This window comes from uncultured Comamonas sp., assembly GCF_964277875.1.
Lineage (GTDB): Bacteria > Pseudomonadota > Gammaproteobacteria > Burkholderiales > Burkholderiaceae_C > Comamonas > Comamonas sediminis.
Window position 1 is genome coordinate 116747 of sequence record NZ_CAXYJV010000020.1, and the last position, 26581, is coordinate 143327.

At 59.3% G+C, this 26581-nt stretch carries 23 protein-coding genes; 19 read left to right on the top strand and 4 right to left on the bottom strand.

The features are described 5' to 3' along the window. Nucleotides 1–14 precede the first annotated feature (14 nt). The 6 genes from ACHWUQ_RS08040 to ACHWUQ_RS08065 all read left to right on the top strand — a co-directional run bounded on the left by ACHWUQ_RS08040 (nucleotide 15) and on the right by ACHWUQ_RS08065 (nucleotide 5996). Nucleotides 15–1442 carry an FAD-binding oxidoreductase gene (locus tag ACHWUQ_RS08040; RefSeq protein ID WP_394680825.1) on the top strand — a complete coding sequence of 476 codons (1428 nt, stop codon included), beginning with the start codon at nucleotides 15–17 and terminating at the stop codon, nucleotides 1440–1442. 241 nt (nucleotides 1443–1683) lie between these two features. Continuing rightward, nucleotides 1684–2916, top strand: coding sequence for an ammonium transporter (locus tag ACHWUQ_RS08045; RefSeq protein WP_394680826.1), 1233 nt, complete (start codon nucleotides 1684–1686; stop codon nucleotides 2914–2916). Between the two features lie 98 nt (nucleotides 2917–3014). Further along, nucleotides 3015–3338, top strand: coding sequence for a hypothetical protein (locus tag ACHWUQ_RS08050; protein WP_312414744.1), 324 nt, complete (start codon nucleotides 3015–3017; stop codon nucleotides 3336–3338). A 157-nt stretch (nucleotides 3339–3495) separates the two neighbouring features. Next, entirely contained in the window at nucleotides 3496–4836 is a 1341-nt protein-coding gene (locus ACHWUQ_RS08055) for an aspartate aminotransferase family protein (RefSeq protein WP_394680827.1), read from the top strand. 34 nt (nucleotides 4837–4870) lie between these two features. Then, nucleotides 4871–5440, top strand: a complete 570-nt coding sequence (locus ACHWUQ_RS08060; RefSeq protein WP_394680828.1) for a carboxymuconolactone decarboxylase family protein — start codon at nucleotides 4871–4873, stop codon at nucleotides 5438–5440. Between the two features lie 28 nt (nucleotides 5441–5468). Then, nucleotides 5469–5996, top strand: coding sequence for a GNAT family N-acetyltransferase (locus tag ACHWUQ_RS08065; RefSeq protein ID WP_394680829.1), 528 nt, complete (start codon nucleotides 5469–5471; stop codon nucleotides 5994–5996). 66 nt (nucleotides 5997–6062) lie between these two features. Here the strand turns inward: ACHWUQ_RS08065 and ACHWUQ_RS08070 are convergent, their stop codons facing one another. Further along, nucleotides 6063–6581 carry a PepSY domain-containing protein gene (locus ACHWUQ_RS08070; protein ID WP_394680830.1) on the bottom strand — a complete coding sequence of 173 codons (519 nt, stop codon included), beginning with the start codon at nucleotides 6579–6581 and terminating at the stop codon, nucleotides 6063–6065. Nucleotides 6582–6798: 217 nt separating this feature from the next. Here ACHWUQ_RS08070 and tkt point away from each other — a divergent pair, with 217 nt between their 5' ends. Beyond that, the gene (gene tkt / locus ACHWUQ_RS08075; protein WP_394680831.1) at nucleotides 6799–8838 is read left to right on the top strand and encodes a transketolase; all 2040 of its coding nucleotides are present in this window, start codon (nucleotides 6799–6801) and stop codon (nucleotides 8836–8838) included. Nucleotides 8839–8954: 116 nt separating this feature from the next. Here tkt and ACHWUQ_RS08080 read toward each other — a convergent pair whose 3' ends face one another. Continuing rightward, on the bottom strand, nucleotides 8955–9950 hold the full coding sequence (locus tag ACHWUQ_RS08080) for a glycosyltransferase family 2 protein (protein WP_394680832.1): 996 nt from the start codon (nucleotides 9948–9950) through the stop codon (nucleotides 8955–8957). A gap of 366 nt (nucleotides 9951–10316) precedes the next feature. On the opposite strand from ACHWUQ_RS08080, the gene gap reads away from it, so the two are divergent. Continuing rightward, nucleotides 10317–11318: a type I glyceraldehyde-3-phosphate dehydrogenase gene (gap, locus tag ACHWUQ_RS08085; protein ID WP_239809981.1), complete on the top strand. Its 1002-nt coding sequence runs from the start codon at nucleotides 10317–10319 to the stop codon at nucleotides 11316–11318. Between the two features lie 153 nt (nucleotides 11319–11471). Next, on the top strand, nucleotides 11472–11879 hold the full coding sequence (locus tag ACHWUQ_RS08090) for an OsmC family protein (protein WP_394680833.1): 408 nt from the start codon (nucleotides 11472–11474) through the stop codon (nucleotides 11877–11879). Between the two features lie 162 nt (nucleotides 11880–12041). Here ACHWUQ_RS08090 and ACHWUQ_RS08095 read toward each other — a convergent pair whose 3' ends face one another. Further along, on the bottom strand, nucleotides 12042–12284 hold the full coding sequence (locus ACHWUQ_RS08095; protein ID WP_239809979.1) for a hypothetical protein: 243 nt from the start codon (nucleotides 12282–12284) through the stop codon (nucleotides 12042–12044). Nucleotides 12285–12596: 312 nt separating this feature from the next. Between ACHWUQ_RS08095 and ACHWUQ_RS08100 the strand changes: the two genes are divergently transcribed. Next, on the top strand, nucleotides 12597–13508 hold the full coding sequence (locus ACHWUQ_RS08100) for a pirin family protein (protein ID WP_394680834.1): 912 nt from the start codon (nucleotides 12597–12599) through the stop codon (nucleotides 13506–13508). Here ACHWUQ_RS08100 and dinG read toward each other — a convergent pair. Then, nucleotides 13505–15685 carry an ATP-dependent DNA helicase DinG gene (gene dinG, locus ACHWUQ_RS08105; RefSeq protein ID WP_394680835.1) on the bottom strand — a complete coding sequence of 727 codons (2181 nt, stop codon included), beginning with the start codon at nucleotides 15683–15685 and terminating at the stop codon, nucleotides 13505–13507. The genes ACHWUQ_RS08100 and dinG overlap by 4 nt on opposite strands. Before the next feature lie 306 nt (nucleotides 15686–15991). Between dinG and ACHWUQ_RS08110 the strand changes: the two genes are divergently transcribed. The 9 genes from ACHWUQ_RS08110 to ACHWUQ_RS08150 are packed head-to-tail and all read left to right on the top strand — an operon-like array spanning nucleotide 15992 to nucleotide 26580. After that, complete coding sequence (locus tag ACHWUQ_RS08110) at nucleotides 15992–16345, top strand: DUF2304 domain-containing protein (RefSeq protein WP_239809976.1); 354 nt, start codon at nucleotides 15992–15994, stop codon at nucleotides 16343–16345. 39 nt (nucleotides 16346–16384) lie between these two features. Continuing rightward, complete coding sequence (locus ACHWUQ_RS08115) at nucleotides 16385–17845, top strand: mannose-1-phosphate guanylyltransferase/mannose-6-phosphate isomerase (protein WP_313332385.1); 1461 nt, start codon at nucleotides 16385–16387, stop codon at nucleotides 17843–17845. Then, a complete protein-coding gene (locus ACHWUQ_RS08120) occupies nucleotides 17842–18651 on the top strand; it encodes an ABC transporter permease (RefSeq protein ID WP_394680836.1) in 810 nt (269 codons plus the stop codon). The genes ACHWUQ_RS08115 and ACHWUQ_RS08120 overlap by 4 nt, the downstream gene beginning before the upstream one ends. After that, nucleotides 18648–19865 carry an ABC transporter ATP-binding protein gene (locus tag ACHWUQ_RS08125; RefSeq protein WP_313332382.1) on the top strand — a complete coding sequence of 406 codons (1218 nt, stop codon included), beginning with the start codon at nucleotides 18648–18650 and terminating at the stop codon, nucleotides 19863–19865. The genes ACHWUQ_RS08120 and ACHWUQ_RS08125 overlap by 4 nt, the downstream gene beginning before the upstream one ends. Then, complete coding sequence (locus ACHWUQ_RS08130) at nucleotides 19862–21121, top strand: class I SAM-dependent methyltransferase (RefSeq protein ID WP_394680837.1); 1260 nt, start codon at nucleotides 19862–19864, stop codon at nucleotides 21119–21121. The genes ACHWUQ_RS08125 and ACHWUQ_RS08130 overlap by 4 nt, the downstream gene beginning before the upstream one ends. A 1-nt stretch (nucleotide 21122) precedes the next feature. Further along, on the top strand, nucleotides 21123–23615 hold the full coding sequence (locus ACHWUQ_RS08135) for a glycosyltransferase family 4 protein (RefSeq protein WP_394680838.1): 2493 nt from the start codon (nucleotides 21123–21125) through the stop codon (nucleotides 23613–23615). 51 nt (nucleotides 23616–23666) lie between these two features. Beyond that, a complete protein-coding gene (locus ACHWUQ_RS08140) occupies nucleotides 23667–25553 on the top strand; it encodes an acyltransferase family protein (RefSeq protein WP_394680839.1) in 1887 nt (628 codons plus the stop codon). A gap of 13 nt (nucleotides 25554–25566) precedes the next feature. Continuing rightward, entirely contained in the window at nucleotides 25567–25926 is a 360-nt protein-coding gene (locus ACHWUQ_RS08145; RefSeq protein WP_312453581.1) for an EamA family transporter, read from the top strand. A gap of 21 nt (nucleotides 25927–25947) precedes the next feature. Continuing rightward, nucleotides 25948–26580, top strand: coding sequence for a class I SAM-dependent methyltransferase (locus tag ACHWUQ_RS08150; protein WP_312453590.1), 633 nt, complete (start codon nucleotides 25948–25950; stop codon nucleotides 26578–26580). Nucleotide 26581 lies beyond the last annotated feature (1 nt).

The window sequence follows — 26581 nt, forward strand, 5'->3', positions numbered from 1 at the left end:
GACAATAGCGGGCTATGACTACCTCTCGCACCGACAACGCGGCAGCCGCTCCTGCGGCGGCTTTCTGGACCGACCTTGAGCAAGCGCTGGGCCCTAACGGCTTTTCGCGCGGCGCAGACGCCATTGCGCAGAAGTACTGGACCGACTGGAGCGGCACGCCTCCGGTGCCGCCGCTGGCGCTGCTGCGCCCGCGCAGCACCGAAGAGGTCAGCGCCTTGCTGCGCATCTGCCATGCCCACCGGGTGCCGGTGGTGCCGCAGGGCGGCCTGACCGGGTTGGCCGGCGCGGCGGTGCCGGTGGCCCATGGCGTGGCGGTGGCGATGGACCGCATGCAGCAGATCGAGGACGTGAATGCGCGCACCGGCCTGATGACCGTGCAGGCCGGGGTGAGCCTGCAGACGGTGCAGGAAGCGGCCGTGGCGGCCGGCTGGGTGTTTGGTGTGGACCTGGGCGCGCGCGGCAGCTGCCAGATTGGCGGCAATGTCTCCACCAACGCAGGGGGCAATGGCGTGCTGCAAAACGGCATGATGCGCGAGCAGGTGCTGGGGCTGGAGGTGGTGCTGGCCGATGGCACGGTGCTGCCGATGCTGCGTCCGATGCTGAAGAACAACACCGGCTACGACCTCAAGCAGTTCTTTATCGGTGCCGAGGGAACCCTGGGCATCATCACCCGCGTGCTGCTGCGCCTGCGGCCCGCTCCGCAGGCCAAGGCCACCTGCATGGTGGCCCTGCCGGGCTTTGACGAGGCGCTGGCGGTGCTGGCGCGCATGCAAGGCCGCTTTGGCAACAGCGTGGCCGCGTTCGAGCTGATGTGGAGCGACTTTGTGCAGACCTCCATGCAGTGGCAAAAGCTCCAGCCCGCGTTTGCCCAGCAGCATCCGCTGCAGGCGCTGATCGATGTGGACGGCAAGGACGAGGCCGCGTTGCGCGCTGCGGTTGAAGAGGCCTTGGGCGAGGCCATGGAGGCCGGCGAGGTGGTGGACGCGGTGATTGCGCAATCGGGCGAGCAGGCCAGGAGCCTGTGGAAGCTGCGTGAGGCGCCGGCCGAGATGACGGCGCACATGCACCCGCCGGTGAACTTCGACGTCAGCCTGCCCCAGGTGGACATTGGCCGCTTTGCCGCTGCCTGCCGCGCTGCCTTTGATGCGCGCTGGCCCGGCCACCACAGCCTGTTCTTTGGCCATGTGGGCGACGGCAACCTGCACGTGACCACCGACAGCCAAACCATCAACGGCGAGGACGAGGCGCTGGAAGCCGTGCTGTACGGCCTGGTGCAGCAGTTCCAGGGCAGTGTCTCTGCCGAGCATGGCATTGGCCTGCACAAGATGCCCTACCTGGGCTTTAGCCGCACCCCGCAGGAGCTGGCCGCCATGCGCGCGATCAAGCAGGCGCTCGATCCGTGGGGGCTGATGAACCCGGGCAAGGTGTTCGCGGCGGACTGAATCCCGCTTTAACCCCTTCCTACAGAACCGGCGCCTGCAGCGATGCATGCGCCGGTTTTCTTTTGGGGGTGGTCCATCGCCCAGGGCACCGATGTAGTGCGATCGGGCTCAAGCCGGCGGCCTGGCCCACACTGCGCATGCCCGCAGGCCCCGTATCCAGGCGCTTTCCCGTCCGATGGCATAGAAACTGCTACCTTTTGAAACAAACCCGCAATGGATGACAACGTACAAAGGGGATGGCATGCAAATGGTGCAGGTGGCTGCGATTGACAAGGCCGATACGGCCTGGCTCTTGGTCTCTACGGTGCTGGTGTTGCTGATGACACTGCCGGGCATTGCGCTCTTCTATGCCGGCCTGGTGCGGCGCAAGAACGTGGTCAATACCATGGTGGCGGTGTTTGCGGTGGCGGCCGTGGTGGCGCTGACCTGGTTTGCGCTGGGCTATTCGCTGGCATTCAGCAAGTCGTCGGCCTGGCTGGGCGGGCTGGAGAGGGCCTGGTTCTCGCCCATGCGCCTGGAGGCGGCGGCCGGCACCGTGTCCGTCAGCCACCTGGCGCCGCACCTGCCCGAATCGCTGTATGCGCTGTTCCAGATGGCGTTTGCCGTCATCACCACCACCTTGATCATTGGCGCCGTGGTCGAGCGCATGCGCTTTTCGGCACTGCTGCTGTTCTCTGCGCTGTGGAGCGTGCTGGTCTATGCGCCGGTGGCCCACTGGGTGTGGGAGAGCGATGGCTGGCTCAACAAGCTGGGCGCGCTGGACTTTGCCGGCGGCGCGGTGGTGCACGTCAATGCGGGGGTGTCAGCGCTCGTCTGCGCGGCCATGCTGGGCCGGCGCCAGGGCTATGGCCGCCAGGCCTTTGAGCCGCACAGCCTGGGCTGGACGGCGATGGGCGCAGCGCTGCTGCTGATTGGCTGGTTTGGCTTCAACGCTGGCTCGGCGCTGTCAGCCGATGGCCGGGCTGCGCTGGCCATGCTGGTGACCATGGTGGCCGCTGCGGCCGGTGCGCTGTCCTGGATGCTGGTCGAGTGGTGGGTGCGCGGCGCCCCCACCTTGCTGGGTGTGCTCTCCGGCCTGATTGGTGGCCTGGTGGCCATCACACCGGCTGCCGGTTTTGTGCAGGTAGGCGGTGCGGTCGCCATTGGCCTGATCGCGGGCGTGGCCTGCTTTTGGGGCGCCACCTGGCTCAAGCGCCGGCTGGGTGTGGATGACTCGCTCGACGTATTTGGTGTGCATGGCGTGGGCGGCATTGCCGGCTCGCTGCTCACCGCCGTGTTTGCCGACCGGGCCATTGCCGGGGTGGATGCCACGGTGCTGAACCAGCTGGTGGCCGTGGCGGCGGTGGCCCTCTACAGCGCGGTGGGCAGCGCCATTTTGCTGACCTTGATCCGTGTGGTTCTGCCTTTGCGGGTGACCGCGCAGCAGGAGCTCGATGGGCTGGATGTCAGCCTGCACCAGGAAAGCCAAAACTGAGTTGCCATGCGCGGTGCCGCGCTGCGCCGCCGCGCCACCGGGTTGCACCGCCTTGGGCGTGCAGCCTGCCCATCAGGTTCTGCCACGGAGGAGCTTGTATGAACGACAGTGAACGCCTGGCCATCGCCGCGCATTTGCATGTGGCGCTGCGCCGCAAGACAGGCCGGGTGACCGATACCGAGTGGATGGCCAGCGATACCGCCTATGGCCAGGCCATGGCCCAGTTTGCGCTGAACCATGCCCGCAGCCACCAGGATGCGGAGCTCGAGCGGCTGGCGCTGCGCTTTGCGGCCAGTCTGCCGGGCGCGCCAGCACCAGCGTCAGCGACCCTGGCAACTGCAGCGGCGGTGCCGGCCGCCGATCCTGCTGCACCGCAGGGTCTGGTGGCTTCTGCCCGGCGCTATGTAGGCGGCTTGCGTTGAAGAGATTGCGAGAGGGAGGGCGGAGAAGCCCGAGAACAGATACAGATAGATTCGGAACAAATGATCCAATAATCTATTGAAAAAATACAAATGATCCTTATACTATGCGTATCGCTGCCGGCGCAGGGCTGGTGACGCATTGTGAAGGAGTGCTCGCATGAGCCATGTCATCCATCGTTCTCTGGCCCATGTGCCTCTTGTCGCAGTGGGCGGCAAAGGCGTGGAATTGTTCGACCAGGCCGGCAAGGCCTACCTGGATGCCAGCGGCGGGGCGGCGGTGTCCTGCCTGGGCCATGCGCACCCGGATGTGCTGGCGGCGATGCACCGCCAGCTCGACCAGCTGGCCTATGCCCACACCAGCTTTTTTACCACCGAGGCGCAAGAGGCGCTGGCCGACCACTTGGTCGCGCATGCACCCGCAGGCATGACCGATGTCTACTTTGTCTCCGGCGGATCCGAGGCGGTGGAAGCGGCGCTGAAAATGGCGCGCCAGTATTTCGTCGAGATCGGCCAGCCCCAGCGCACGCACTTTGTTGCGCGCCGCCAAAGCTACCACGGCAACACCTTGGGTGCCTTGGCTGTCGGCGGCAATGAATGGCGCCGCAAGCAGTTTGCCCCCATCCTGATGGACGTGGGCCGCGTGGCCCCGGCCTATGAGTACCGCGACCGCCTGGACGGCGAGAGCCAGCCCGCCTATGTGGCGCGGTTGCTGGCCGAGATCGATGCCAAGTTCCAGGCGCTGGGCCCGGACAACGTGATCGCCTTTGTGGCCGAGCCGGTGGTGGGCGCAACCCTGGGCGCGGTGGCGGCGCCACCGGGTTACTGGCAAGGACTGCGCGCGCTTTGCGACCGCTATGGCATCTTGCTGATTGCCGATGAAGTGATGTGCGGCATGGGCCGCACCGGTACCCTGCATGCAGTGGAGCAGGAGGGCATCAGCCCCGACCTGATGACCATTGCCAAGGGCCTGGGGGGCGGCTACCAGCCGATTGGCGCGGTGCTGGCACAGCGCAAGATCGTCGAAGCCATGCGCAGCGGCAGTGGCATGTTCCAGCATGGCCATACCTACATCGGCCATGCGATGGCGGCGGCGGCCGCACTGGCGGTGCAGCAGGTGATCCAGCGCGACCAGTTGCTGCCCCAGGTACTGGCACGCGGCGCCTACCTGCAAAAACAGCTGCATGCCCGCTTTGATGCGCACCCGCATGTCGGCGACATCCGGGGCCGGGGCCTGTTCTGGGGCGTGGAGCTGGTGCAGGACCGCAGCAGCAAGGCCACGTTTGACCCGGCGTTCAAGCTGCATGCCAAGGTCAAGGCCCAGGCCATGGCCCATGGCTTGCTGTGCTACCCCATGGGTGGCACGATTGACGGTCTGCATGGCGACCATGTGCTGCTGGCACCGCCCTTCATCATCAGCGAAGCCGAGCTGGACCAGGTGGTCGAGCGCCTGGGCGATGCCATTGACACCGTGCTTGCCACGCAAGCCATTGCTGCCTGAACCCCTTGCATTTCTCGATCGGAAAGACCTGCCCATGACGCCCTCCCAGGACCGCATGCCGCCCTTGCCCCCGGAGGCCTGGAGCGAAGAACAGCGCCGCTATGCCCAGCCCATCATTGATGGCCCGCGCGGCGCACTGATATCGCCCTTTGTGCCCTTGCTGCGCAGCCCCGAGCTGATGGACCACACCCAGCGCCTGGGCGAGTACCTGCGCTACCGCAGCGCCCTCGGTGTGCGCCTGACGGAGCTGGCGATCCTGGTGACTGCCCGCCAGTGGACGCAGCAGGTGGAGTGGGCCATCCATGCGCCGATTGCGCTGCGCGAAGGGGTGAGCCAGGCGACCGTGGACGCCGTGGCCCAAGGCCGCCGCCCCGATGCGATGCCGGAGGACGAAGCGGTTGTGCATGACTTCTGCATCGAGCTGCACCAGCAGCGCCAAGTGAGCGACGCCACCTGGGCGCGGGCCCAGCAGCGGTTTGGTGACAAGGGCGTGATGGATCTGATCGGCATCAATGGCTACTACAGCCTGCTGTCGATGGTGATGAATGCCGCGCGCACCACGGTGCCGGCATCTACGTCGCAGCCGCTGGCGCCTTTGGGCTGATCGCTGCGGCATCGCCGACAATCGGGCGATGCGTTTTTCTTCCCCCGACCAGCCCCGCTGGTCTCTTGAACCCCTGACCGCGCAGCACCTCGATGGGCTGATGCAGGTGCAGCTGGCTTGCTATGGCGCGGACTTCATGGAGAGCGCCGCGCTGTATGCCGAGCGCTTGGCCAGCCCTGGGCAGTGCTCGCTGGTGATCGTGCAGGGCCGTGAAGTGCTGGCCTATCTGGCCGCCTACCGGTCCGTGCTGGGCAAGGTGACGCCGCTGCATGGCGGCTTTGCCTGTGCCTCCCCCGCCGATACCTTGTACCTGCATGACATGGCCGTGGCCCCTGCGCACGCGGGCGAAGGCCTGGCCTCTGCGCTGCTGCAGGCCATGCTGCAACAGGCGCAGGGCGATGGGCTGCGCTACTCGGCCTTGGTCTCTGTGATGGGCTCGCAGCCCTATTGGCAGCGCAAGGGCTATGCGCCGCTGCTGCCCTGGTCGGCCCAAGAGCGGGATGCGCTGTACAGCTATGGCGACGATGCGCAGTACATGGCGCAAACATTGGGCTGAGAACGATCATCGGGCACAAAAAAGGCCAGCGCTGGGCTGGCCTGGGCGGCTTGCTGCGCGACCCGTTTACTGGTGGATGTTGCCGTTGATGGCATGCACGCGCACTTCCACCTCGGTGTTGGCCGCATTGATGATCTTGACGTCATAGGTCAGCACGCCCAGGTGGTCGTCCAGGTCCACCTCGATGGCCTTGCCGGGGGTGTGCTTCAAGGCAGTGGCGATGGCGTCGCTGATGCTAATCTTGGCAGCGGCCAGGCGGTCGGTGTCCTTTTTCTCGGCGGCGCCGTCGTCCTTGTTTTCCAGCACCTGGGCGGCGTCCAGCGCGCTGAACTTGAGCTTGATCTCACGGCCTTGGGCGTTGATGCCGCTGACTTCGTAGATGGGCTGCTTTTTCTTGGTGTCGATCTCGGCTTGCAAGACCTGGAGGCCATGCTGGCTCTGTGCGCTTTGGATGGCCTGCGTCAGATCGAAACGGGCCGCTTGCACAGCGGCGATCTTTTCTGCAGTGCTGGCAAAGGCGCTGCCGCTCAGCGACGCCAGCGCGAGCGTCAAGGCCAGGGCGGTGGTGGACAGGGTGCGTTGCATGGTCAATCCTTTCAAGCTGGAATTCATTAACGATAGTATGTATTAATAATATTAATAGATTTTTAAAGGCAATAGCTTGCGCATTGTCAGTGTTTGTCAAGGCTGTTGGAGTAGGTGGTGGCCCTGCACCACCGTAGGCCAAGACTGCCATGCCGGGCGCCAGAAGCGGCAGCCCGCTAAAATGCGGCCTTTGTCGCTTTTTTCCCCCTCCACTCCCATGGTCAACAATCAGAATATGGCGAATGCGATCCGCGCACTCGCAATGGATGCCGTTCAACAAGCCAATTCGGGCCATCCCGGCGCCCCCATGGGCATGGCCGATATGGCAGTGGCCTTGTGGAGCAAGCACCTCAAGCACAACCCGCTCAACCCCCAGTGGATCAACCGCGACCGCTTCATTCTGTCGAACGGCCACGGCTCCATGCTGATCTATGCGCTGCTGCACCTGACCGGCTACGACCTGCCGATCAGCGAGCTGAAGAACTTCCGCCAGCTGCACAGCAAGACCCCCGGCCACCCCGAAGTGGACATCACCCCCGGCATCGAGACGACCACCGGCCCGCTGGGCCAGGGCATCACCAATGCGGTGGGCTTTGCGCTGGCAGAAAAGCTGCTGGCGGCTGAATTCAACCGCCCCGGCCACGATGTGGTGGACCACCACACCTATGTGTTCCTGGGCGATGGCTGCCTGATGGAAGGCATCAGCCACGAAGCCTGCGCGCTGGCTGGCGCCTGGAAGCTGAACAAGCTGATCGCGCTGTACGACGACAACGGCATCTCGATCGACGGCAAGGTGCAGCCCTGGTTTGTGGACAACAGCGCCCAGCGTTTCGAAGCCTACGGCTGGAACGTGATCGGCCCGATCGACGGCCACGACCCCAAGGCCGTGAGCGATGCGATTGCCAAGGCCAAGAAGGTTGCAGACAAGCCGACTTTCATCATCTGCAAGACCTCCATCGGCAAGGGCAGCCCCAACCGCCAGGACACCAGCAAGGCCCACGGCGAGCCGCTGGGTGCCGAAGAAATCGGCCTGACCCGCGCGGCGCTCGGCTGGAGCTCGGCACCGTTCGAGATCCCTGCCGATGTCTACGAAGCCTGGGACCACAAGACCTTTGGCGCCAAGGCCGAATCCACCTGGGATGCGCAGTTTGCCGAATACGCGAAGGCCTTCCCCGAGCTGGCCGCTGAGCTGAAGCGCCGCATGGCCGGTGACCTGCCCAAGCAGTTTGCCCAGGTCGCCGTGGAAGCCGTGGCCCAGGCCCACACCAAGGGCGAGACCGTGGCCAGCCGCAAGGCCAGCCAGCTGGCGCTGGAAGACTTCACCGCTGCGCTGCCAGAGCTGCTGGGCGGCTCGGCCGACCTGACCGGCTCCAACCTGACCAACACCAAGTCGACCCCCGCCTTCCGCGTGGACGACAGCGGCGCTGTGGTCAAGACCGAAGACGGCAAGATCGGCCGCCACATCAACTACGGTGTGCGCGAGTTCGGCATGGCCGCGATCATGAACGGCGTGGCGCTGCATGGCGGCTTCATCCCCTACGGCGGCACCTTCCTGACCTTCAGCGACTACAGCCGCAATGCCATCCGCATGGCTGCGCTGATGAAGCGCCGCGTGGTGCATGTGTTCACCCATGACTCCATCGGTCTGGGCGAAGACGGCCCCACCCACCAGTCGATCGAGCATGCAGCCAGCCTGCGCCTGATCCCCAACCTGGATGTGTGGCGCCCTGCCGATACCGCCGAGACCGCCGTGGCCTGGAGCGTGGCACTGAGCAACCGCAACAAGCCTACGGCGCTGCTGCTGTCGCGCCAGAACCTGCCTTACGCGCCCAAGAATGGTGATGCCATCGGCAACATCAGCCGTGGTGCCTATGTGCTGTCCGAGCCATCGGACATCGGCCTGAACAAGAAGGCGCAAGCGGTGATCATCGCCACCGGCTCTGAAGTGCAGCTGGCGCTGAAGGCCCAGCGTCTGCTGGCCGAGCGCAAGATTGCCGTGCGCGTGGTCTCCATGCCCAGCACGACCACGTTCGACCGCGAAGACGTGGCCTACAAGCGCAGCGTGCTGCCCGCTGGCCTGCCGCGCGTGGCCGTCGAGATGGGTGTGACCGACTTCTGGTGGAAGTATGGCTGCGCTGCGGTCGTGGGTATCGATACCTTTGGCGAATCGGCCCCCGCCGGCGTGCTGTTCGAGCACTTTGGCTTTACCGCCGACAACGTGGCCAACACGGTGCAAGTGGCGCTGCAAAAGGCTTAAACGCGCACTGCCTCAGCAACCCATAACGCAGGGAGGCGGGCCGCAGGGCCTGCACCCTGCGTTTTTTCATGGGCGCCTGTGAGGTGGGTGGGTGGGTGCCGGTGACGGGACAGCGCCTATCGGGGCAGACCCTCGCCGTCATGGCGGTGCGATTGCGTGGGCTCGGAGGCCACATCGAACGCGATAAAGGCCAGCACCAGCTGCACGCCCAGGATGATGGGCAGCGCGCTGACCATGACGGTACCGGCCGTGGTGGCGACGTTGGAGACGATGGACTGCACCCAGTGGAACAGGCCAAACACGGTGCCCCAGCTGATCAGCGCCAGGCCCAGCGGCAGCTCCAGCGAGGCCACCGACATGCCGCGCAGATAGTAGTTGTAGAAAATGCGCTTGCAGAAATTGCGCAGGTGACCGGTCATGAATTCGGTCAGCACCTTGTGGATCTTGAGGTTGCTGACCTCGTCCTCGTAGCGCGAATCGATAGGGATGTCCAGGACCACTGCGCGCACCGTGTTCAGCCGGAACAGCATGTCGGTCTCGAAAAAATAGCGCTGGCTGATCTTGTGCAGCGGCAACTGTGCGGCCGTGCTGGCGGCAATGGCGGTAAAGCCATTGGTGGGGTCAAAGCTGCTCCAGTAGCCGGTGGAGAACTTGGTCATGAACGACAGCACCGCATTGCCAAAGATGCGGATGCGCGGCATGCGGGTGATCTTTTCCAGGTTGAAAAACCGGTTGCCCTTGGTGTAGTCGGCGCGGCCACTGGCAATGGGGGCCACAAAACGCGGCACCAGGGTGGGGTCCATCTGCCCGTCGCCATCGATCTTGACGAGCACGCCATAGCCGTCGGCAATCGCTGCGCGGTAGCCCGCCATCACCGCGCCGCCCACGCCCAGGTTGACCTCGTTGAACAGCACGCGCACGCGGGGGTCCTGGCAGTGTTCCTGCACAAAGCGGCCGCTGCCGTCGGGGCAGCAGTCGTCGACGATGTAGATGCCATCGACCTCGGGGCCAATCTCGGCAATCACCGCCAGGATGTGGCGCGTCACCTTGTAGCAGGGAATGATGACTGCCGTGCGCAGGCTGGAGGGCGAAGAGGGGTGCGACAGACTCATGGCGTTTGTGAGGCGGCCCACCATCTGGGGCGGTGTTGCTGCAGGCTATGGATGACGGTGGCGGGAGGCCCCCGTGCTGCCCAGGATTGTTGCACAGCCTGAGTCAGGGGCTGCCCACGGCTGCTGCGCGCCGGCAGTCACGCCGGCGATAGCTGGCCGGGGGCGGGCAATGGCCCACTATTCCATGGCCCAGCCAGTGTTCTCTACAATACGCGGCAAAATCAGACCGCCCCGCCCCTGCACCGCCATCCTGGGTGCCCGGGGCCGCGGGCTTGCGGGTCTGGCCAGTCCGGTAAAGCGGCGCTTGCGGCAGCAAGCGTGACCCAGGCCGGAGGGCATGCGGCATTTCATTACTTGGAGATCACTATGGCAATCAAGGTAGGCATCAACGGCTTTGGCCGTATCGGCCGCAATGTGCTGCGCTCTGCGGTGCAGAATTTTTCCGATATCGAGATCGTTGCGATCAACGACCTGCTCGAGCCTGACTACCTGGCCTACATGCTGCAGTACGACAGCGTGCACGGCCGCTTCCAGGGCACGATTGCTGTCGAAGGCAACACCTTGATCGTCAACGGCAAGAAGATCCGCCTGACGCAAGAGCGCGACCCTGCCAACCTGAAGTGGAACGAAGTCGGCGCCGACGTGGTGATCGAGTCCACCGGCCTGTTCCTGACCAAGGAAACGGCACAAAAGCACATCGATGCGGGCGCCAAGAAGGTGATTCTGTCGGCCCCATCGAAGGACGACACCCCCATGTTCGTGTTTGGCGTGAACTGCAAGACCTATGCCGGTCAAGCCATCATCTCCAACGCATCCTGCACCACCAACTGCCTGGCACCTGTGGCCAAGGTGCTGAACGACAAGTGGGGCATCAAGCGCGGCCTGATGACCACGGTGCACGCAGCGACTGCGACGCAAAAGACCGTGGACGGCCCGTCGAACAAGGACTGGCGCGGCGGCCGTGGCATTCTGGAAAACATCATCCCCTCGAGCACCGGCGCTGCCAAGGCCGTGGGCGTGGTGATCCCTGAGCTGAACAAGAAGCTGACCGGCATGTCCTTCCGCGTGCCCACCTCGGATGTGTCCGTGGTCGACCTGACCGTGGAGCTGAACAGCGAAGCGACCTACGAAGAGATCTGCGCCGAGATGAAGGCCCAGTCGCAAGGCGCGCTCAAGGGCGTGCTGGGTTACACCGAAGACAAGGTGGTGGCCACCGACTTCCGTGGCGAGACCTGCACCTCGGTGTTCGACGCCGAAGCCGGTATTGCGCTGGACAAGACCTTTGTGAAGGTCGTCTCCTGGTACGACAACGAGTGGGGCTATTCGAACAAGTGCCTGGAGATGGTGCGCGTCGTTACCTCCAAGTAAGCGCCTGGCGCGCTCTGTGCCCGGGTTTAGGCCCGGAGCATAAGACACACAAAACCAGCACTGGCAACGGTGCTGGTTTTTTTGTGCCCGTTTGCAACCGCGGTTTGGCAGAAAAGCCTATATTGCCGTATCGAACCAAGGAGATATAGCGATATGGCGCAGCAGGCACAAGCCCAGGCACAGAGCACAACCAGCAACTACCGCGTGGATCTGCACAACCCCCAAGGCCATGCATGGCATGGCGATGAGCCGCAGGCCGTTGGCGGCGGTGATACGGCGCCCAGCCCCATGCAGCTGCTGCTGTCGGCCCTGGGTGCCTGCACGACGATCACGGTGCAGATGTACGCACAGCGCAAGGCCTGGCCATTGACCGGCGTGAAGGTGGAACTGGCGCTGAATCCCGATGGCGGCGCCGCTTCGGGCAACGACATCGTGCGCAGCATTCACCTGGAAGGTGATTTGAGCGAGGAGCAGCGCAGCCGGCTCAAGCAGATTGCAGAAGCCTGCCCGGTGCACAAATTGCTGGTGGGGGAGGTGAGGGTGGTCACGACGCTGGCTTGAGCATGCCAATGCATGCGCGGGCGGGCCGGACACCCGGAATAAAGCACGCCCTTGCAGGCATGCGGGGAACGCACTTCACAGTGCCATGACAGCCGTCAACCGTTGAAACGGCGCATGGCTCCAACAGGAGGCATGGCGGCGTGTCAACAGCGTCAAGGCGGTTTACTGCACCACAATGTTGCGGTGGTCCACGTGGTAGTCAAAGTCCGGCTTGGCCAGCGAGACGGTCACGGGTTGGCCTTCGATGGTCCAGGACAGCACAAAGCTGGCAATGGCCGTCGAGACATCCACTTCCATGGGGGTGGGAATGGTTTCCAGCTGACCGTCTCCGATACGGTGCTGAACAATGCCTACCACGCGAGCCTTGAAGTTCTCGGGGTAGTTGTGGGAGTGTTGAGTCGTCATTGGTTGTCTCCTTTCCATGAGGGGGCACCGAATTCCAGCTTTGCAGCCGGGGCTGCAAAGCCGCAATGATGAAAACCGCCAGCACGACCTGGCAAATCTGAGAGTTGCACCGGCTGCCAGAGCGAATCTCTGAGAGCCTGTCGTCGCGCCACGCAATCTTGGCGCTAACACGTTGAATGTGGCAGCCATGCCCTCTCTGGTCACAACTGCCTCACCACTTGTTTGTACCATACTGCCAAGGCAATCATGTGTAGGCGTGTTTCGGCGGAATCTGCGCGAGCCGGCAGCAGGCGCTGATCAAGGAGATGGAAGATGGATAACAAGGCATTGCGGCACTACCCTGGACGGGTGGCCGATGTAGGTGGTGTTACGGTGTTGCGTGCACTGCCGCAGCGCGGGCGGCGCATGGTGGGCGCCTGGTGTTTTCTGGACCACGCGGGCCCTTCGCACTTTGAGAGCGGGCCCGGCATGCAGGTGGGGCCGCACCCGCACACCTGTCTGCAGACCTTCACCTGGATGATCGAGGGCGAGATCCTGCACCGCGACAGTCTGGGCAGCGAGCAGCCGATTCGCCCCGGCCAGGTCAACCTGATGACCGCTGGCAAGGGCATTGCGCATTCGGAAGAGAGCCTGGGCAAGCCGGACTTTCATGCGGTGCAGCTGTGGATTGCGCTGCCCAAGGACCAGCGCTTTATGCCGCCGCGCTTCCAGCATTACCCGCAGTTGCCCCGGCTGCAGCAGCAGGGCATCCAGATGACGGTGCTGGCCGGTGACTGGCTGGGCCAGCAGGCGCCGACGGAGGTGCACAGCCCGCTGGTGGCCGTCGATATGGAGGCGGCGCAGGCCACGAGCGCTACCCTGGCACTGCGGCCCGATTTTGAGTATGCGGTGCTCTGCCTGTACGGCGATCTGCAGGTCAATGGCGAGCCGGCCCCCGGCAATGAGCTGGTCTACCTGCCCGATGGTCAGACGAGCCTGGATCTGCAATGCGGCGCCGGCAGCCGCTGCATTCTGCTGGGCGGCACGCCCTATGAAGGCGGCGTGATGATCTGGTGGAACTTTGTCGGCCAGAGCCAGGAAGAGATCGAAGGCTTTTTGCGCGACTGGCAGAACGGCGAAGGCTTCGGGGCACCCGTCGCCTCGCCCTTGCCAGCGCTGGTGCCCCCCTCGCTGGAGGGCGTGCATTTGCGCAGCCCGGGCGAGGCACCTGCCAAGCAGCGTTAGGCGTTGGCCATGCGGCGGTGCAAGGTAAAGGGCGGCAGGCTGGCCAGCAGCCGCTGGCCATAGCCGGTACGCACCAGGCGCTTGTCGTAGCAGTAGACATGGGCCTGGTCCACCTCGGTGCGGATCGCGCGGCCCACCCACTGGGCCAGGCGGATGGCGGTGGCGGGCACCACGATCTCGCTGAACGGATCGCGGCCCGAGTTCTTCAGCCACTCGGCGCGGGCCTCGTCGACGGGGTCATCGGGCGGCGCAAACGGCAGCTTGGTGATGAACAGCGATTCACACAGCGCGCCGGGCAGGTCCAGCCCCTCGCCAAAGCTTTGCATGCCAAAGATGATGCTGGGCAGGCCGGCGGCCACGCGCTCGCGGTGCTGGTGCAGCAGCTGGCTGCGCGGCAAGGTGTTTTGCACCAGCACGTGCTGGCGCATCGCGGTGGGCAGCGCATCAACCGCCAGGCGCATCTGCTCGCGCGAGGTGAACAGCACCAGGCCGCCCGATTGCACCTGGGCCAGGTCTTCGAGCAGCGCATCCACCATCTCGCTGGTGAACTGCTGGGGCGTGCGCGGGTCGGCCTGGGTCTCGGTGACGACCAGACTGCCTTGCTCGGCGTAGTTGAAGGGGCTGGCGACTTCCAGGGTGGAGACGGCCGTATCGTTGTACAGGCCCGATTCGCGCAAGAAGAAATCGAACTGGCCGCCGCTGGTGAGCGTGGCCGACGTGAGCACCGCGCCGCGCACCTGGCTCCAGAGATGGTGGCGCAACGTGGAGCCGGGGATCACCGGGCTGGCATAGGCCTTGATGGCGACAAAATCGCCCACGACGTCCAAGGTGAACCACTTGGCCGCCGGCACACTGCCCTGGGGCGCATCCTGCAGCAGCAGCTGGGTGGTGTCGTGCACGGCTTCCAGGCGCGGGGCCAGGCTGCCTACCTGGGCATACAGGGTGGACAGGCGCTTGGCCTCATCGGGCCGGTCGCGCATCTGCGAGCGCAAGGCCTTGGAGATGGCCTGCAGCACATCCAGGAAGGCGCTGGCGTGGTGCGCGGCCTGGGCCAGCGGCTCGACCAGCGCAGGGGGCAATTCGCCACGCGGCAGGCGCACGCGGGCAGGGCCCCGGCCGCCCGATTGCAGCTGCTGGCGCATGCCTTCGCCGTACTCGTCCATCAGCAGCCTTGCGCAATCCTGCAAATGCTGGCGCAGTTGGGCGGAATGGCGCGGGATGTCGGCAATCTCGCTGACCTCCACCAACCCGCCTACGCGCTGCGCGCGGCTGGCGAGCTTGTCGATCCAGGTGAGCTGGCTCAGGTTCATCTCGCAGGCGAACTGCGACAGCGCGGTGCCGGGCAGGTGGTGGGCCTCGTCGAGGATCAGCAGGCAGTTGTCCAGCTCGGGCAGCAGGCGTGCGCCCAAGGTGGACAGCAGCAGATCATGGTTGGCCACCAGCACCTGGGCCTGGACCAGGTCCTTGCGCTTTTCGTAATAGGTGCAGCTGCCAAACACCGGGCAGTGCTTGCCGGTGCAGGAACTGCCTTCGGCAGCGACCGGGCTCCAGACCTCGGGCTCGGGCGGGGTGTCCAGGCTGTCGCGGTCGCCATCCCAGCCCCGCGTGGTCAGCGCATCGGCCATGCTGGTGTAGAACTGCAGGCGCGCGGCATTCTCTTGCGGGCTGCGTTGCGATTGGCGTGCCTGCGCGGCTTCTTCAGGAAAGAAATCGTCGTCGATGGGCTCGCCGCCGTCCGTGCCATCGCCCTGGGCCACACTGGCCAGGCGCTCCAGCTTGAGCTTGCAGACATAGCGGCCCCGGCCCTTGGCCAGCGCGTATTTGAAAGACTGGTCCATCTGCTGGGCCAGTGCCGGCAAATCCTTGTTCACCAGCTGCTCCTGCAGCGCCACGGTGGCTGTCGAGATCAGCACCCGGGTGCCGCGCTCCAGCGCCATCGCAATCGCTGGCACCGCATAGGCCAGCGATTTGCCGACCCCCGTGCCGGCCTGGATCACCGCAATGGCGCGTTGCGGCTCCTCGTCTTCTTCGAGCTTACCCAGCTGCGCTGCAGCAAAGGTCTCCGCTACTTTTTCGGCCATCAGCCGCTGGCCGGGGCGCGAGCGAAAGCCGCCCTCGGCATTGACCATGCGATCGAAGGCGGAAACAGCGTTGCGGGCCCATTCGGAATTAGACATAGGCGGCAAGTGTGGCATGGATTGGCCGTGGCGGCGGGTACTGGGGTTTTATGCGGTAGTCACCGAAACCCAGGTGGCAGTCAGGGGGAAGGTGGAGGTGTTTGTCCACTGTGCAAAGGGCTTGTAGTGACATTTGGCAGCAATCCGTTGCGGCCATGCACAGTAGAATCATGCGGCTGTTCAAATAAGCTATTTGAACGGGGTAAAAGAATTTTCTGTTTCTGGCAGTAAACACGCCGCAAAGGGACATGCTTCGCTTTGGCCTTATCTTGGCCTCATGCCATGTCCCTGTGAATCAAGGTTGGAATGGCCAATTATCAAATTACAACCACAGTCCTGGGCGTGCTTTTTGCCGCTGTGATTCTGTTTCTGATCCGGGGTGACAGGCTGTATTTGCGCCTGGGCCTTTTCTGGATGGCCGTCGCGCTGCTGGCCGTGCTGCTCGGCGTGTGGCCGCGCATGCTCGACCACTTTGCCGATGGCCTGGGCATCCGTTATTCACCGACCTTGCTGCTGGTCTGCGCCGTTGGCGTCTTGTTCATCAAGGCGTTGCATGCGGACATGGTCAACACCCGCATCGAGCGGCAGGTGCGGCGCCTCAACCAAAGTTTGGCGCTGCTGCAGCTGAAGAACCAGCAGGTTTCCAACGACAAGCGCTAAAGCGCCGCTGCAACTCCTTATTTATCGAGATTGATTCGAATGCCAAAACTAACGCCCGTCATTCTGTGTGGTGGCAGTGGAACCCGCCTGTGGCCTTTGTCGCGCGAGCACTATCCCAAGCAATTTTTGAGCTTGCAGGACGATGGCCAGTCCATGCTGCAGAACACGGCGGTGCGCCTGCATGGCGTACACCCCAGCATCGCGCAAACCAGCCCCGTGCTGGTCTGCAATGCGGACCACCGTTTTTTGGCCGCGCAGCAACTGCAGGAACAAGGCATTGCCGATGCCAAGCTGGTGTTGGAGCCCGCGGGTAGGAATACAGCGCCTGCGCTGACCTTGGCTGCCTTGGCGGCCGAAGCCGATGCGGTATTGCTGGCGATGCCCGCCGACCATGTGATGACGCGCCCCGAGCAATTGCACCGTGCTGTGGAAGCGGCCTGGCCGCTGGCCAGCGAAGGCGCGATGGTCACCTTTGGCATTGTGGCCGACCGCCCCGAGACGGGCTATGGCTATATCCAAAAGGGCGCTGCCGATGGCCACGGCGCCTTTGCGATCGAGAGCTTCGCAGAAAAACCTTCGCTGGAGGTCGCTGAGCAGTATCTGCGCAGCGGCCAGTACCTGTGGAACAGTGGTTTGTTCATGGTGCGTGCCGACCAGTGGCTCAAGGCCATGGCCGCCCTGCAGCCAGCGATGCTGCAAGCCTGTGAGCAGGCCATGGCGCAGAGCAGCCGCGATATGGACTTTATCCGCCCCCATGGCGAGCTGTTTGGCGCCTGCCCCGCAGATTCCATCGACTACGCAGTGATGGAGAAGTTGCCGGTTCGCCCTGAGTTGGGCGTACCCGCACGCGTGGTACCGCTCGATGCCGGCTGGTCTGATCTGGGTGCCTGGGATGCGCTCTGGGACGTGCTGCCACGTGACGGACAAGGCAATGCCGGCACTGGCGAAACCCTGGCCATTGATACCAGAAACAGCCTGCTGTTCTCGGAAAGCCGCCTGATCGCAGCGGTAGGCCTGGACAACGTGGTGGTGGTGGAGACGGCCGATGCGGTGCTTGTTGCCGATAAATCGCGCACCCAGGATGTGAAGAAAGTGGTGGCCCAGCTCAAGGCCCAGAACCGCAGCATGGCCTCAGCCCACCGCAAGGTGCACCGCCCATGGGGTTGGTACGACAGCATCGACAGCGGCAGCCGCTTCCAGGTCAAGCGCATCGTCGTCAATCCGGGTGCACAGCTGAGCCTGCAGATGCACCACCACCGTGCCGAGCACTGGATTGTGGTCAAGGGAACAGCCGAAGTAACGAACGGGGATCAGATCTTCCTGCTCGGTGAAAACGAATCCACGTTTATTCCGCTGGGCCATGTCCACCGCCTGGCCAACCCTGGCAAGGTGCCGCTGGAGATTATCGAGGTGCAGTCGGGCAGCTATCTGGGTGAGGACGACATCGTGCGTTTTGAAGACACCTACGGACGCGCGCCAGACACTGTGAGTGGCAAATGAGTTTGCCGGGTTTCACGATGATGCGCTCGTTGTGGGCGTACCGGGGCTTTGTTTGGAGCAGCGTGATGCGCGAGTTCCATGGCAAGTACCGCGAGTCACTGTTTGGCGCGTTCTGGGCAGTGGCCAATCCCTTGGCCATGATCCTGATCTACACCTTGGTGATGGGCCAACTGATGCGTCCGACCTTGCCTGGTTATGAAAAGACGCCTTTTGCATTCCCCATCTATCTGTGTGCGGGGATGATCACTTGGAATTTCTTTTCTGAGGTGGTGTCGCGTCTGAATGGTGTGTTCATCGACAACGGGAATCTGATCAAGAAATCGAATTTCCCACGCATTTGTTTGCCGATCATTGTCGTGCTGTCGGCCTTCCTCAACTTTGCCATTGTGATGGCGGTTTATTTGATTTTCTTGGCACTCATTGGTTATTGGCCTGGAATGCCATTGTTGGCTATTTTTCCATTGCTGCTCTTGCAGGTAGCGTTTGCGATGGGCTTGGGTGTATTGCTGGGGACGTTGAATGTTTTTTTTCGTGACGTCGGGCAGCTGACGGGCGTTGTACTGCAGTTCTGGTTTTGGCTCACGCCCATTGTTTACACCATGGGTGCTTTGCCAGAAAAAATAAGAAATATTTTTGCGCTGAACCCTTTAACTGCGCTGATTCAATCGTACCAGCAGATTTTTCTGACACACCAGTGGCCTGCAGCCCGGCCACTATGGCCTTTGGCGGTGGCTAGCATCATCCTATTGATGATGGCCGCCCGGTTTTTTTCGATGCGGGTCGGAGAAATGGTGGATGAGTTATGACAAATGCTTTGACCGTAAGCCACATTGGCAAGGCCTATAAGCATTACCCTAATAAATGGCTGCGCATTTGGGAGTGGTTGACGGGTAGGGTCACGCACGAAAAAACCTGGGTTCTGAAGGATATCGATTTCACCGTGAAGCCTGGTGAGGCCGTGGGCATCATCGGTGTCAATGGCGCCGGTAAAAGCACCTTGCTCAAGATCATCACCGGCACCACACAGCCTACGGCAGGCGGTGTGCAAAGGGGTGGGCGCGTAGCAGCCTTGCTGGAATTGGGCATGGGGTTCCACCCCGATTTTACCGGCCGGCAAAATGTATATATGGCAGGCCAATTGCTCGGACTTAGCGTGTCCGAGATCAGTGAGCGCATAGCCAGCATTGAGGAATTTGCTGAAATTGGCGAGTACATAGATCGCCCTGTGCGTCTGTATTCAAGCGGAATGCAGATGCGGCTGGCGTTCAGCGTGGCAACGGCCATAAGGCCCGATCTGTTGATCGTGGACGAAGCGCTTTCGGTGGGTGATGCCTATTTCCAGCACAAAAGCTTTGACCGAATTCGGCAGTTCAGAGAGCAAGGCACGTCGTTGTTGATCGTGTCGCACGACCGCAGTGCCATCCAGAGTCTGTGCGACCGCGCCATTCTGCTGGAAAAAGGCTTGGTGCGCCTGGATGGCAAGCCAGAAGAAGTGATGGACTACTACAACGCGCTGATTGCCGAGCGCGAGAACTCATCGATAGACGTCAAAGTGCTTGGCGATGGCCGGGTCCAAACTGTGTCCGGCTCTGGAGAGGTGCGTGTCACCACGCTGCAGTTGCTCAACGCTGCAGGAGAGTCGCTGGAAGTGGTGAATGTGGGTGAGTCCGTCACCCTGATCGCAGAGATTGAGTGCTACGAAGATATCCCCGACCTGGTATTTGGTTATCTGATCAAGGACCGCCTGGGTCAGGAGATCTTCGGCACCAATACCTACCATATGCGTCATGAGATCAAGCAGGTACGAAAAGGCGAAAAAATTGAATTGCGCATTTCCTTTCCTGCAAACTTTGGTGCAGGCTCGTATTCGGTATCTACTGCGCTCCATGTGGCAGACACCCATCTTGGAACGAACTATGAATGGCGTGATTTGGCGTTGATGTTCAATGTCATCAATGTCAATCGGGATTCTTTTATAGGCAGCAATTGGCTCCCTCCCAAATTGGAATGCAAGCGATGAATTTGTCGGGATTTTATCGGGCGTTTGAGGAGCGGTTTTATGCTCCACGCAGTGTCATTAAGACATTGCGGATGCAGTACCTGCCCTATATTTCGGAGTTGGCGAAGATCTATCCGGGTGCAGCAACCTTTGACCTGGGTTGCGGGCGTGGAGAGTGGCTTGAACTCATGCAGGCACAAGGCTTCAAGCCCTTTGGTGTTGATTTGGATGCAGGTATGTTGAGCGCATGCCAAGAGCTGGGGCTATCTGTCGCCAAGGGCGATGCGATCACGTACCTGCAAAGTTTGGAGGATCAATCCCAAGCTGTCATATCTGCTTTCCATGTGGTCGAACATATAGAGTTTGAGCAGCTGCAAACGCTGGTGTTTGAGGCTTTACGTGTTCTGAAACCGGGCGGTCTTTTGATTATGGAGACACCCAATCCAGAGAACATCGAAGTCGCGACAAGAAATTTCTATCTGGATCCGACGCACCAACGACCTGTGACGCCTATGTTGCTGGGCTTCTTGCCTGAATTTCATGGTTTCGCGCGTGTTGCAACCGTGCGCCTACAAGAAAAATCTGACATCCACACACGAGAAGATATCAAGCTTACGGATGTGCTGACAGCTGTGAGCCCAGATTACGCAGTGGTAGCCCAAAAATCTGCGTCTGCCGAAATTTTAAATCTCTTCTCTGAGGTCTTTTCCAAGCGCAGAGGCGTTGATCTGCACAATCTCGCGAATCGTTTTGATCATCGGTTGGATGATTTCATGTCGGCGCACCATGAGACTAGGAAAGCTGTAGATCATTTGCGCGCAGACACCGTAAATGCAGATCATCAGCTACGCGCAGAAATCAACCGTGCTGAGCACCAACTGCGCAAGGAGATTGATGCCATTCGCAGTGAAATAGGAAATCTAAATCGAAACCTAGCTGCAGCTTTACAAGAAAATGCAGATCTGCGTAGGAGCATTTCTTGGCGTATCACTGCGCCCCTGCGAGGGGCAGTCAGTTTCTTAAGATCGCCAGGCTCGTACACTATGGCAAAGGTGTTGCAGTACCCAGAGCTCAGCGACAAGATCAATAGAGTCATCCTGAAATTTCCTGGATTGCATCAAAGGCTGCGCAGCGCAGCAATTCAAAATGGATGGTCGCCGGAAGTACATTGGTCCGAGGAAAAGACGGACGCACCCGCATCCATTGCTGATATTTCTCCCCGTGCCCAGGCCATCCATGCCAGCTTGGTTCAAGAGATTGCAAAGTTAAAGAGCTGACATGCGAATTTTGATTGATCTTCAGGGCGCTCAGTCCGCCAGTCGCCACCGAGGTATTGGACGCTCGACATTGGCCCACGCGCTTGCCATGGCGCGCAACAAGGGCACCCATGAAGTGTTCATTTTGCTTAATGGCATGCTGCAAGAGTCCATCCGTCCGATTCGTGACTTATTTGCACCATGGCTGCCAGCATCGCATATCCGGGTGTGGCAAGCCATCGCACCCGTTGATGCCAGCGAAGATGCCAACGGAACCCGCAGAGCCATCGCCCAGTTGCTGCGGGACGACGTGATCCGCGAGATCCAGCCCGACGTGCTGCATGTGGGGAGCCTGTTTGATGGCTTCGGAGATGATGCCGTGCCCGATATTTGGCCGCGCAGCCACTCCGCCTTTGTCGCCGTCACATTCCACGATGCCATCCCGCTGATTCATCGTGAAATCTATCTCTCACCCAATCCCGCTTACGAACAGTATTACCTGCGACAAGCTGGCCAGCTGCAGCACGCGGATTTGATTGTGTCTGTGTCAGCATCGGCGCGAGATGAAGCTGTCCAGCACTTCGCCATTCCTAGCGAGCGAGCCGTCAATATTTCTTCTTCTGTGGACGATGTTTTTCGCCCTGTGAGTTACTCCAAGGCCCAAACGCAAAGCTTGGAAAAGCGGTTGAAGATTGAAAAAAAATACATTCTGTACACAGGCGCAACCGACGAGCGCAAAAACCACCGTGGTCTGATTGAAGCGTTCGCGTTGCTGCCAAAGGAACTCCGCAGCGCTTACCAGTTGGTGCTTGGCGGCGGTCTTCCAGATGAACATCGTCAGCAGCTCGAAGCACATATTCAGGCCTGCAATCTGGGCTCAGACGAGGTCGTCATTACCGGTCGCCTCAGTGACGATGACCTGGTGCAGCTATACAACCAATGTGCGCTGTATGTCTTCCCCTCATGGCACGAAGGCTTTGGGCTGCCGGCATTGGAGGCGATGGCCTGCGGCGCGCCGACGCTGGGAGCCAACACCACCAGCGTGCCGGAAGTGATTGGTTGGGAACGCGCGATGTTTGATCCGCACCAGCCTGAGGCAATTGCGCAAAAGATGGCAGCAGCGCTGACTGACACTGACTTTTACCAGGCACTGAAAACCCACGCTTTGACCCAGGCAGCGAGCTTTTCCTGGGACAAATCGGCCAAAACGGCATGGACGGCCTTTGAAAGTCTGGCTGGGTCTTCACCGGTAAGTAGCGCAGGTAATTCGACCTCCTCACAACTGTTACCAGCCGTGGCACAGCTGCTCGCGCAGCCTGATGCGAGCGTTGACCTGTTTGCGCTGTCGCAAGCAGTGGCGAGCAACCAGCAAAATGCGCAGCCGCAGTTACTGGTGGATGTTTCAGAGTTGATCGTCAAAGATGCCAGAACGGGCATCCAGCGGGTGGTGCGCAGCATCCTTCATGAATGGCTCAGCAATCCGCCTGCAGGCTATGAGGTGCGCGCTGTTTATGCAACGGATAAGAAGCTGGGGTACTGCTACGCGGATCGCTTCGTCCAGCAGTTCAGAGGCCAGCTGCAAGATGCACAGGATGCGGTGATCGACTATGGCGTTGGAGATATCTTCATCGCACTGGACATGCAGCCACAAGTGCAGGTGTTCCAAGCGCCGTTTTACCAGCGGATGCGTGATAACGGCGTGGCCATACATTTCTTGGTTCATGACCTGTTGCCGATTACCATGCCGCAGTACTTCCCAGACGGCGCCGCCGCGAACCATGCCCAATGGCTGCGCGTAGCAGCTCGTGGTGATGGAATAGTCTGCGTGTCACAAGCCACTGCAGGTTCGTTGAAAGCTTGGCTTCAGACATCCGCGTCTGCTGCGACCCCTCGGGTCAGACACTTCCATTTGGGGGCAGACATACAAAGCTCTGTCCCATCTACAGGCAGACCTGCAAATTCCAGCACCACGCTTACGCAGTTGTCTGCAAGGATCACTTTTCTCATGGTGGGAACCCTTGAGCCGCGTAAAGGCCATGAGCAGGGTCTGGATGCCGTTGAAGAACTGTGGAGAGTGGGCCACGATATAAATTTAGTGATAGTTGGCAAGCAAGGTTGGGATGTGGACGTTCTTGCCAAGCGTTTGCAGGAGCACCCTCAGCGAGGCAAAAGGCTGTTTTGGTTGGAAGGCATCAGCGATGAATTCCTGGATGAGGTGTATAAACGCGCAGACTGCCTTATTGCTGCATCCTTTGGCGAAGGATTCGGACTACCACTGATTGAAGCCGCTCAGCGACAGCTGCCTATAGTTGCCAGAGATATACCAGTGTTCCGCGAAGTAGCGGGTGAGCATGCACATTATTTCGATGGGAAGCAAACCGATGCGTTGAAGCAAGCACTGCTGACATGGCTCGAACTGAATTCAAAGGGTCTGGCACCACAATCCAAGAATATGCCATGGCTGACTTGGAAGCAAAGCTCAGAAAATCTCTTTGAAGCGATAAATCTGTCCTGATAGACAGATCTTGCGGCTACATAATTATTCCAATAAAGATAGAGTTCTAGCTTGAATAAAAATTATTACCGAGCTGATATAGATGGTTTGCGAGCAATCGCGATCGTCTCAGTATTAATATTTCATGCATTTCCTGGAATTTTGCATTCGGGATTCATTGGCGTTGATGTATTTTTTGTCATATCTGGATATTTAATATCAGGAATTCTGTATAAAAGCATAGGTCAAGGCAGTTTTTCGTTTATTGATTTTTATCAACGGCGTATCAATAGAATATTTCCAGCACTTTTGGCGGTGCTGATTTTTTCGATGTGCGTTGGTTGGTTTGGGTTGCTCCAGCATGAATATGCGCAACTGGGCAAGCATGTTGCGAGCGGCTCCGCATTTTTATCAAACTTCATACTTTGGAGCGAAATTAATTACTTCGATAACGCGTCTGAGACTAAGCCCTTGCTCCATTTATGGAGTTTGGCTATCGAAGAACAATTTTACTTGTTGTGGCCGCCTCTCCTGTTGCTTATTTTTAAAGTTAATAAGAAATATATTTTTCCTGTTATTTTAATCATTGCGATTGTCTCATTCGCTTATTGCATTAGCTTGGCTAAGGTTGACCTGAGTGCGGCTTTCTACAATCCTGCTGCGCGGGCATGGGAGTTGCTATGCGGCGCCTTGCTTGCATGGTACACGTACAGCCGCAATCAAATGCCAAGTGTGCAAAGATCGAATATTTTTGCCTTTTTAGGTCTTTGCCTACTGGTGGTTGGATTTCTGGTAATTGAGAAAAACAACTTCCCCGGATGGAAAACCATATTTCCAGTGTTCGGAACTGTGATGCTTATTGCCGCAGGACCTCAGTCTTGGATAAATGGAAAACTGCTTTCTAGTAAGCCAGTTGTATTCATAGGTTTAATCAGCTATCCTCTGTATCTATGGCACTGGCCATTATTGGTGTTTCCAAAGGTAGTCGGTGGCCTACAACCTAGTTATTTGTGGCAAACAGTATTGCTATTGATTTCATTTGTGCTGGCTTTTCTCACCTATCGTTGTATAGAGAAACCACTACGGAGTATAGAGAGCAAGAGCAAATCGATTATTCTTTTGGTCGCTGTCATTCTGGTTGGTACTGCAGGATATGTTATCTACCGAAATGACGGCGTTGCATCGAGAAAATATGCCAATTTGCAGAATTTCAGAGGAGACCTTGGTCATACGAAATTCCATGAGTATGTTGCCAACGACTACTTCCCCTGCACTGACCCACAAATCGAGAAGAAGGCAGACAGATGGGAGAGCTTTGTTCGATGCGCACAATCAAAGCCCGGTCCGGACATTGATGTAGTCTTGCTCGGGGATAGTCATGCAGAACATCTATTCATTGGCGTAGCAAGTGCATTGGATAATAAAAATGTGACCTTCTTGACAAAGGGAGAGATGCCTTTTCTTTCAAATCCTGAGGCAAAATACCTTATAGAGTATGCGGCAGGTTTGAAAAGTGCATCTACTGTGATCATCTCTGCGCGTTGGCGCGGACGAATAGACTTACTCAAGCCAGGCGTTGATTTCGAAAAAGAACTTGATGCAACTGTTGATTTTCTTATCAAAAATAATAAAAAAGTAGTTATTGCACTGGATACACCAAGTTTTCCATTCGAACCCAGTGTTTGTAAAGGTGATCGCTGGATAAATTGGGCACAAGGTGACTGCTCCATGCCTGCCGCACCTTATCAAGCTGAACTAAACTCCTATAAGGGGTTTATTCAGAGTATAGCAGCTCGCCATGGTGCAACTGTGGTTGACCTCAGCGGCGCATTTTGCGATGGTAAGGTATGTCACATGACGGGAGAAGGTGAAATTTTCTATAGGGATTTTCATCACCTTAATATAAACGGTTCTGCAAAAGCAGGTAAATTTTTAGTAGATAAATACAAACAATTTTAAATAGAGGTGGTATATGCGTTTACTTGATTGGGCGCTGCTCGTCGTAGGGGTCTTTTTAAGTTCACTAGGTGGCATTTTTTTAAAACTCGGCGCTATACATGTTGACCACAGTGGCAGTGCCGCCACGGCAATCATGCAAGCCTTGATGCAGTGGCGTTTGTATTTCGGAGCATTTTGCTACTTTATCCCTGTTGTCATTTGGATCTATATGCTGAAGCGTGTAGATATCACATTCCTGCAACCCCTGTTCGCATTGGTCTATGTAACGACACCCTTGTTGGCCATGCCAATGCTCAATGAAGCTGTGCCTCTGGCCCGTTGGGTCGGAATTGCCGTGATCTTGGTTGGCATCGTTCTTGTGGCCCGTACCTGATAAAACTACTGAAAGTAAATCGTGAGCAATTACTATGAAACCCGGTACACGCCTGATCCAGGTCGGACTAAAGTGTGGTGTGCTATTGTCGACTACATCAGTAAGAAATACTTGAAGGAGCCAAATGCTGCTTTGGATTTGGGATGTGGATATGGCGATTTTATTAACAACCTGAAGTGTCCCAATAAATTTGCAGTTGACCTGAATCCAGATGCTGCTAATTATCTTGCCCCTGGTATTAAATTCATCAACAGCACGGCAGATAAACTTGAGGCTGTTGAGAGCGGCTCACTTGATCTTATTTTTAGCAGTAATCTGCTGGAACACCTTGATGACAATGAGCTTGAACGGGCGGCGAAAGAGTTCCATCGTGTTCTCAAGGTGGGTGGGCTGATGATTACTATGCAGCCTAACTATTACTATGCGTATCGGGAGTATTTCGATGACTATACGCATAAAAAAGTATTCAGCCACCAGTCCTTGCAAGACTTCTTCTCGGCCAATGGTTTTAAAACCAATGCCATGGAAAAGAAATTCGTGCCGTTTTCGTTGAAGTCTCGACTGCCGAAAACATATATGCTGACCAAATTGTATTTGGATTTTCCGTTACGACCGATGGCTAAGCAAATGCTCGGCGTATTCCGAAAGGTGTAAA

Bases quoted from the DNA above. Each gene is read 5' to 3' on its own strand.
- ACHWUQ_RS08040 (WP_394680825.1), top strand. From the start codon at position 15: ATGACTACCTCTCGCACCGACAACGCGGCAGCCGCTCCTGCGGCGGCT.
- ACHWUQ_RS08045 (WP_394680826.1), top strand. From the start codon at position 1,684: ATGCAAATGGTGCAGGTGGCTGCGATTGACAAGGCCGATACGGCCTGG.
- ACHWUQ_RS08050 (WP_312414744.1), top strand. From the start codon at position 3,015: ATGAACGACAGTGAACGCCTGGCCATCGCCGCGCATTTGCATGTGGCG.
- ACHWUQ_RS08055 (WP_394680827.1), top strand. From the start codon at position 3,496: ATGAGCCATGTCATCCATCGTTCTCTGGCCCATGTGCCTCTTGTCGCA.
- ACHWUQ_RS08060 (WP_394680828.1), top strand. From the start codon at position 4,871: ATGACGCCCTCCCAGGACCGCATGCCGCCCTTGCCCCCGGAGGCCTGG.
- ACHWUQ_RS08065 (WP_394680829.1), top strand. From the start codon at position 5,469: ATGCGTTTTTCTTCCCCCGACCAGCCCCGCTGGTCTCTTGAACCCCTG.
- ACHWUQ_RS08070 (WP_394680830.1), bottom strand. From the start codon at position 6,581: ATGCAACGCACCCTGTCCACCACCGCCCTGGCCTTGACGCTCGCGCTG.
- tkt (WP_394680831.1), top strand. From the start codon at position 6,799: ATGGTCAACAATCAGAATATGGCGAATGCGATCCGCGCACTCGCAATG.
- ACHWUQ_RS08080 (WP_394680832.1), bottom strand. From the start codon at position 9,950: ATGAGTCTGTCGCACCCCTCTTCGCCCTCCAGCCTGCGCACGGCAGTC.
- gap (WP_239809981.1), top strand. From the start codon at position 10,317: ATGGCAATCAAGGTAGGCATCAACGGCTTTGGCCGTATCGGCCGCAAT.
- ACHWUQ_RS08090 (WP_394680833.1), top strand. From the start codon at position 11,472: ATGGCGCAGCAGGCACAAGCCCAGGCACAGAGCACAACCAGCAACTAC.
- ACHWUQ_RS08095 (WP_239809979.1), bottom strand. From the start codon at position 12,284: ATGACGACTCAACACTCCCACAACTACCCCGAGAACTTCAAGGCTCGC.
- ACHWUQ_RS08100 (WP_394680834.1), top strand. From the start codon at position 12,597: ATGGATAACAAGGCATTGCGGCACTACCCTGGACGGGTGGCCGATGTA.
- dinG (WP_394680835.1), bottom strand. From the start codon at position 15,685: ATGTCTAATTCCGAATGGGCCCGCAACGCTGTTTCCGCCTTCGATCGC.
- ACHWUQ_RS08110 (WP_239809976.1), top strand. From the start codon at position 15,992: ATGGCCAATTATCAAATTACAACCACAGTCCTGGGCGTGCTTTTTGCC.
- ACHWUQ_RS08115 (WP_313332385.1), top strand. From the start codon at position 16,385: ATGCCAAAACTAACGCCCGTCATTCTGTGTGGTGGCAGTGGAACCCGC.
- ACHWUQ_RS08120 (WP_394680836.1), top strand. From the start codon at position 17,842: ATGAGTTTGCCGGGTTTCACGATGATGCGCTCGTTGTGGGCGTACCGG.
- ACHWUQ_RS08125 (WP_313332382.1), top strand. From the start codon at position 18,648: ATGACAAATGCTTTGACCGTAAGCCACATTGGCAAGGCCTATAAGCAT.
- ACHWUQ_RS08130 (WP_394680837.1), top strand. From the start codon at position 19,862: ATGAATTTGTCGGGATTTTATCGGGCGTTTGAGGAGCGGTTTTATGCT.
- ACHWUQ_RS08135 (WP_394680838.1), top strand. From the start codon at position 21,123: ATGCGAATTTTGATTGATCTTCAGGGCGCTCAGTCCGCCAGTCGCCAC.
- ACHWUQ_RS08145 (WP_312453581.1), top strand. From the start codon at position 25,567: ATGCGTTTACTTGATTGGGCGCTGCTCGTCGTAGGGGTCTTTTTAAGT.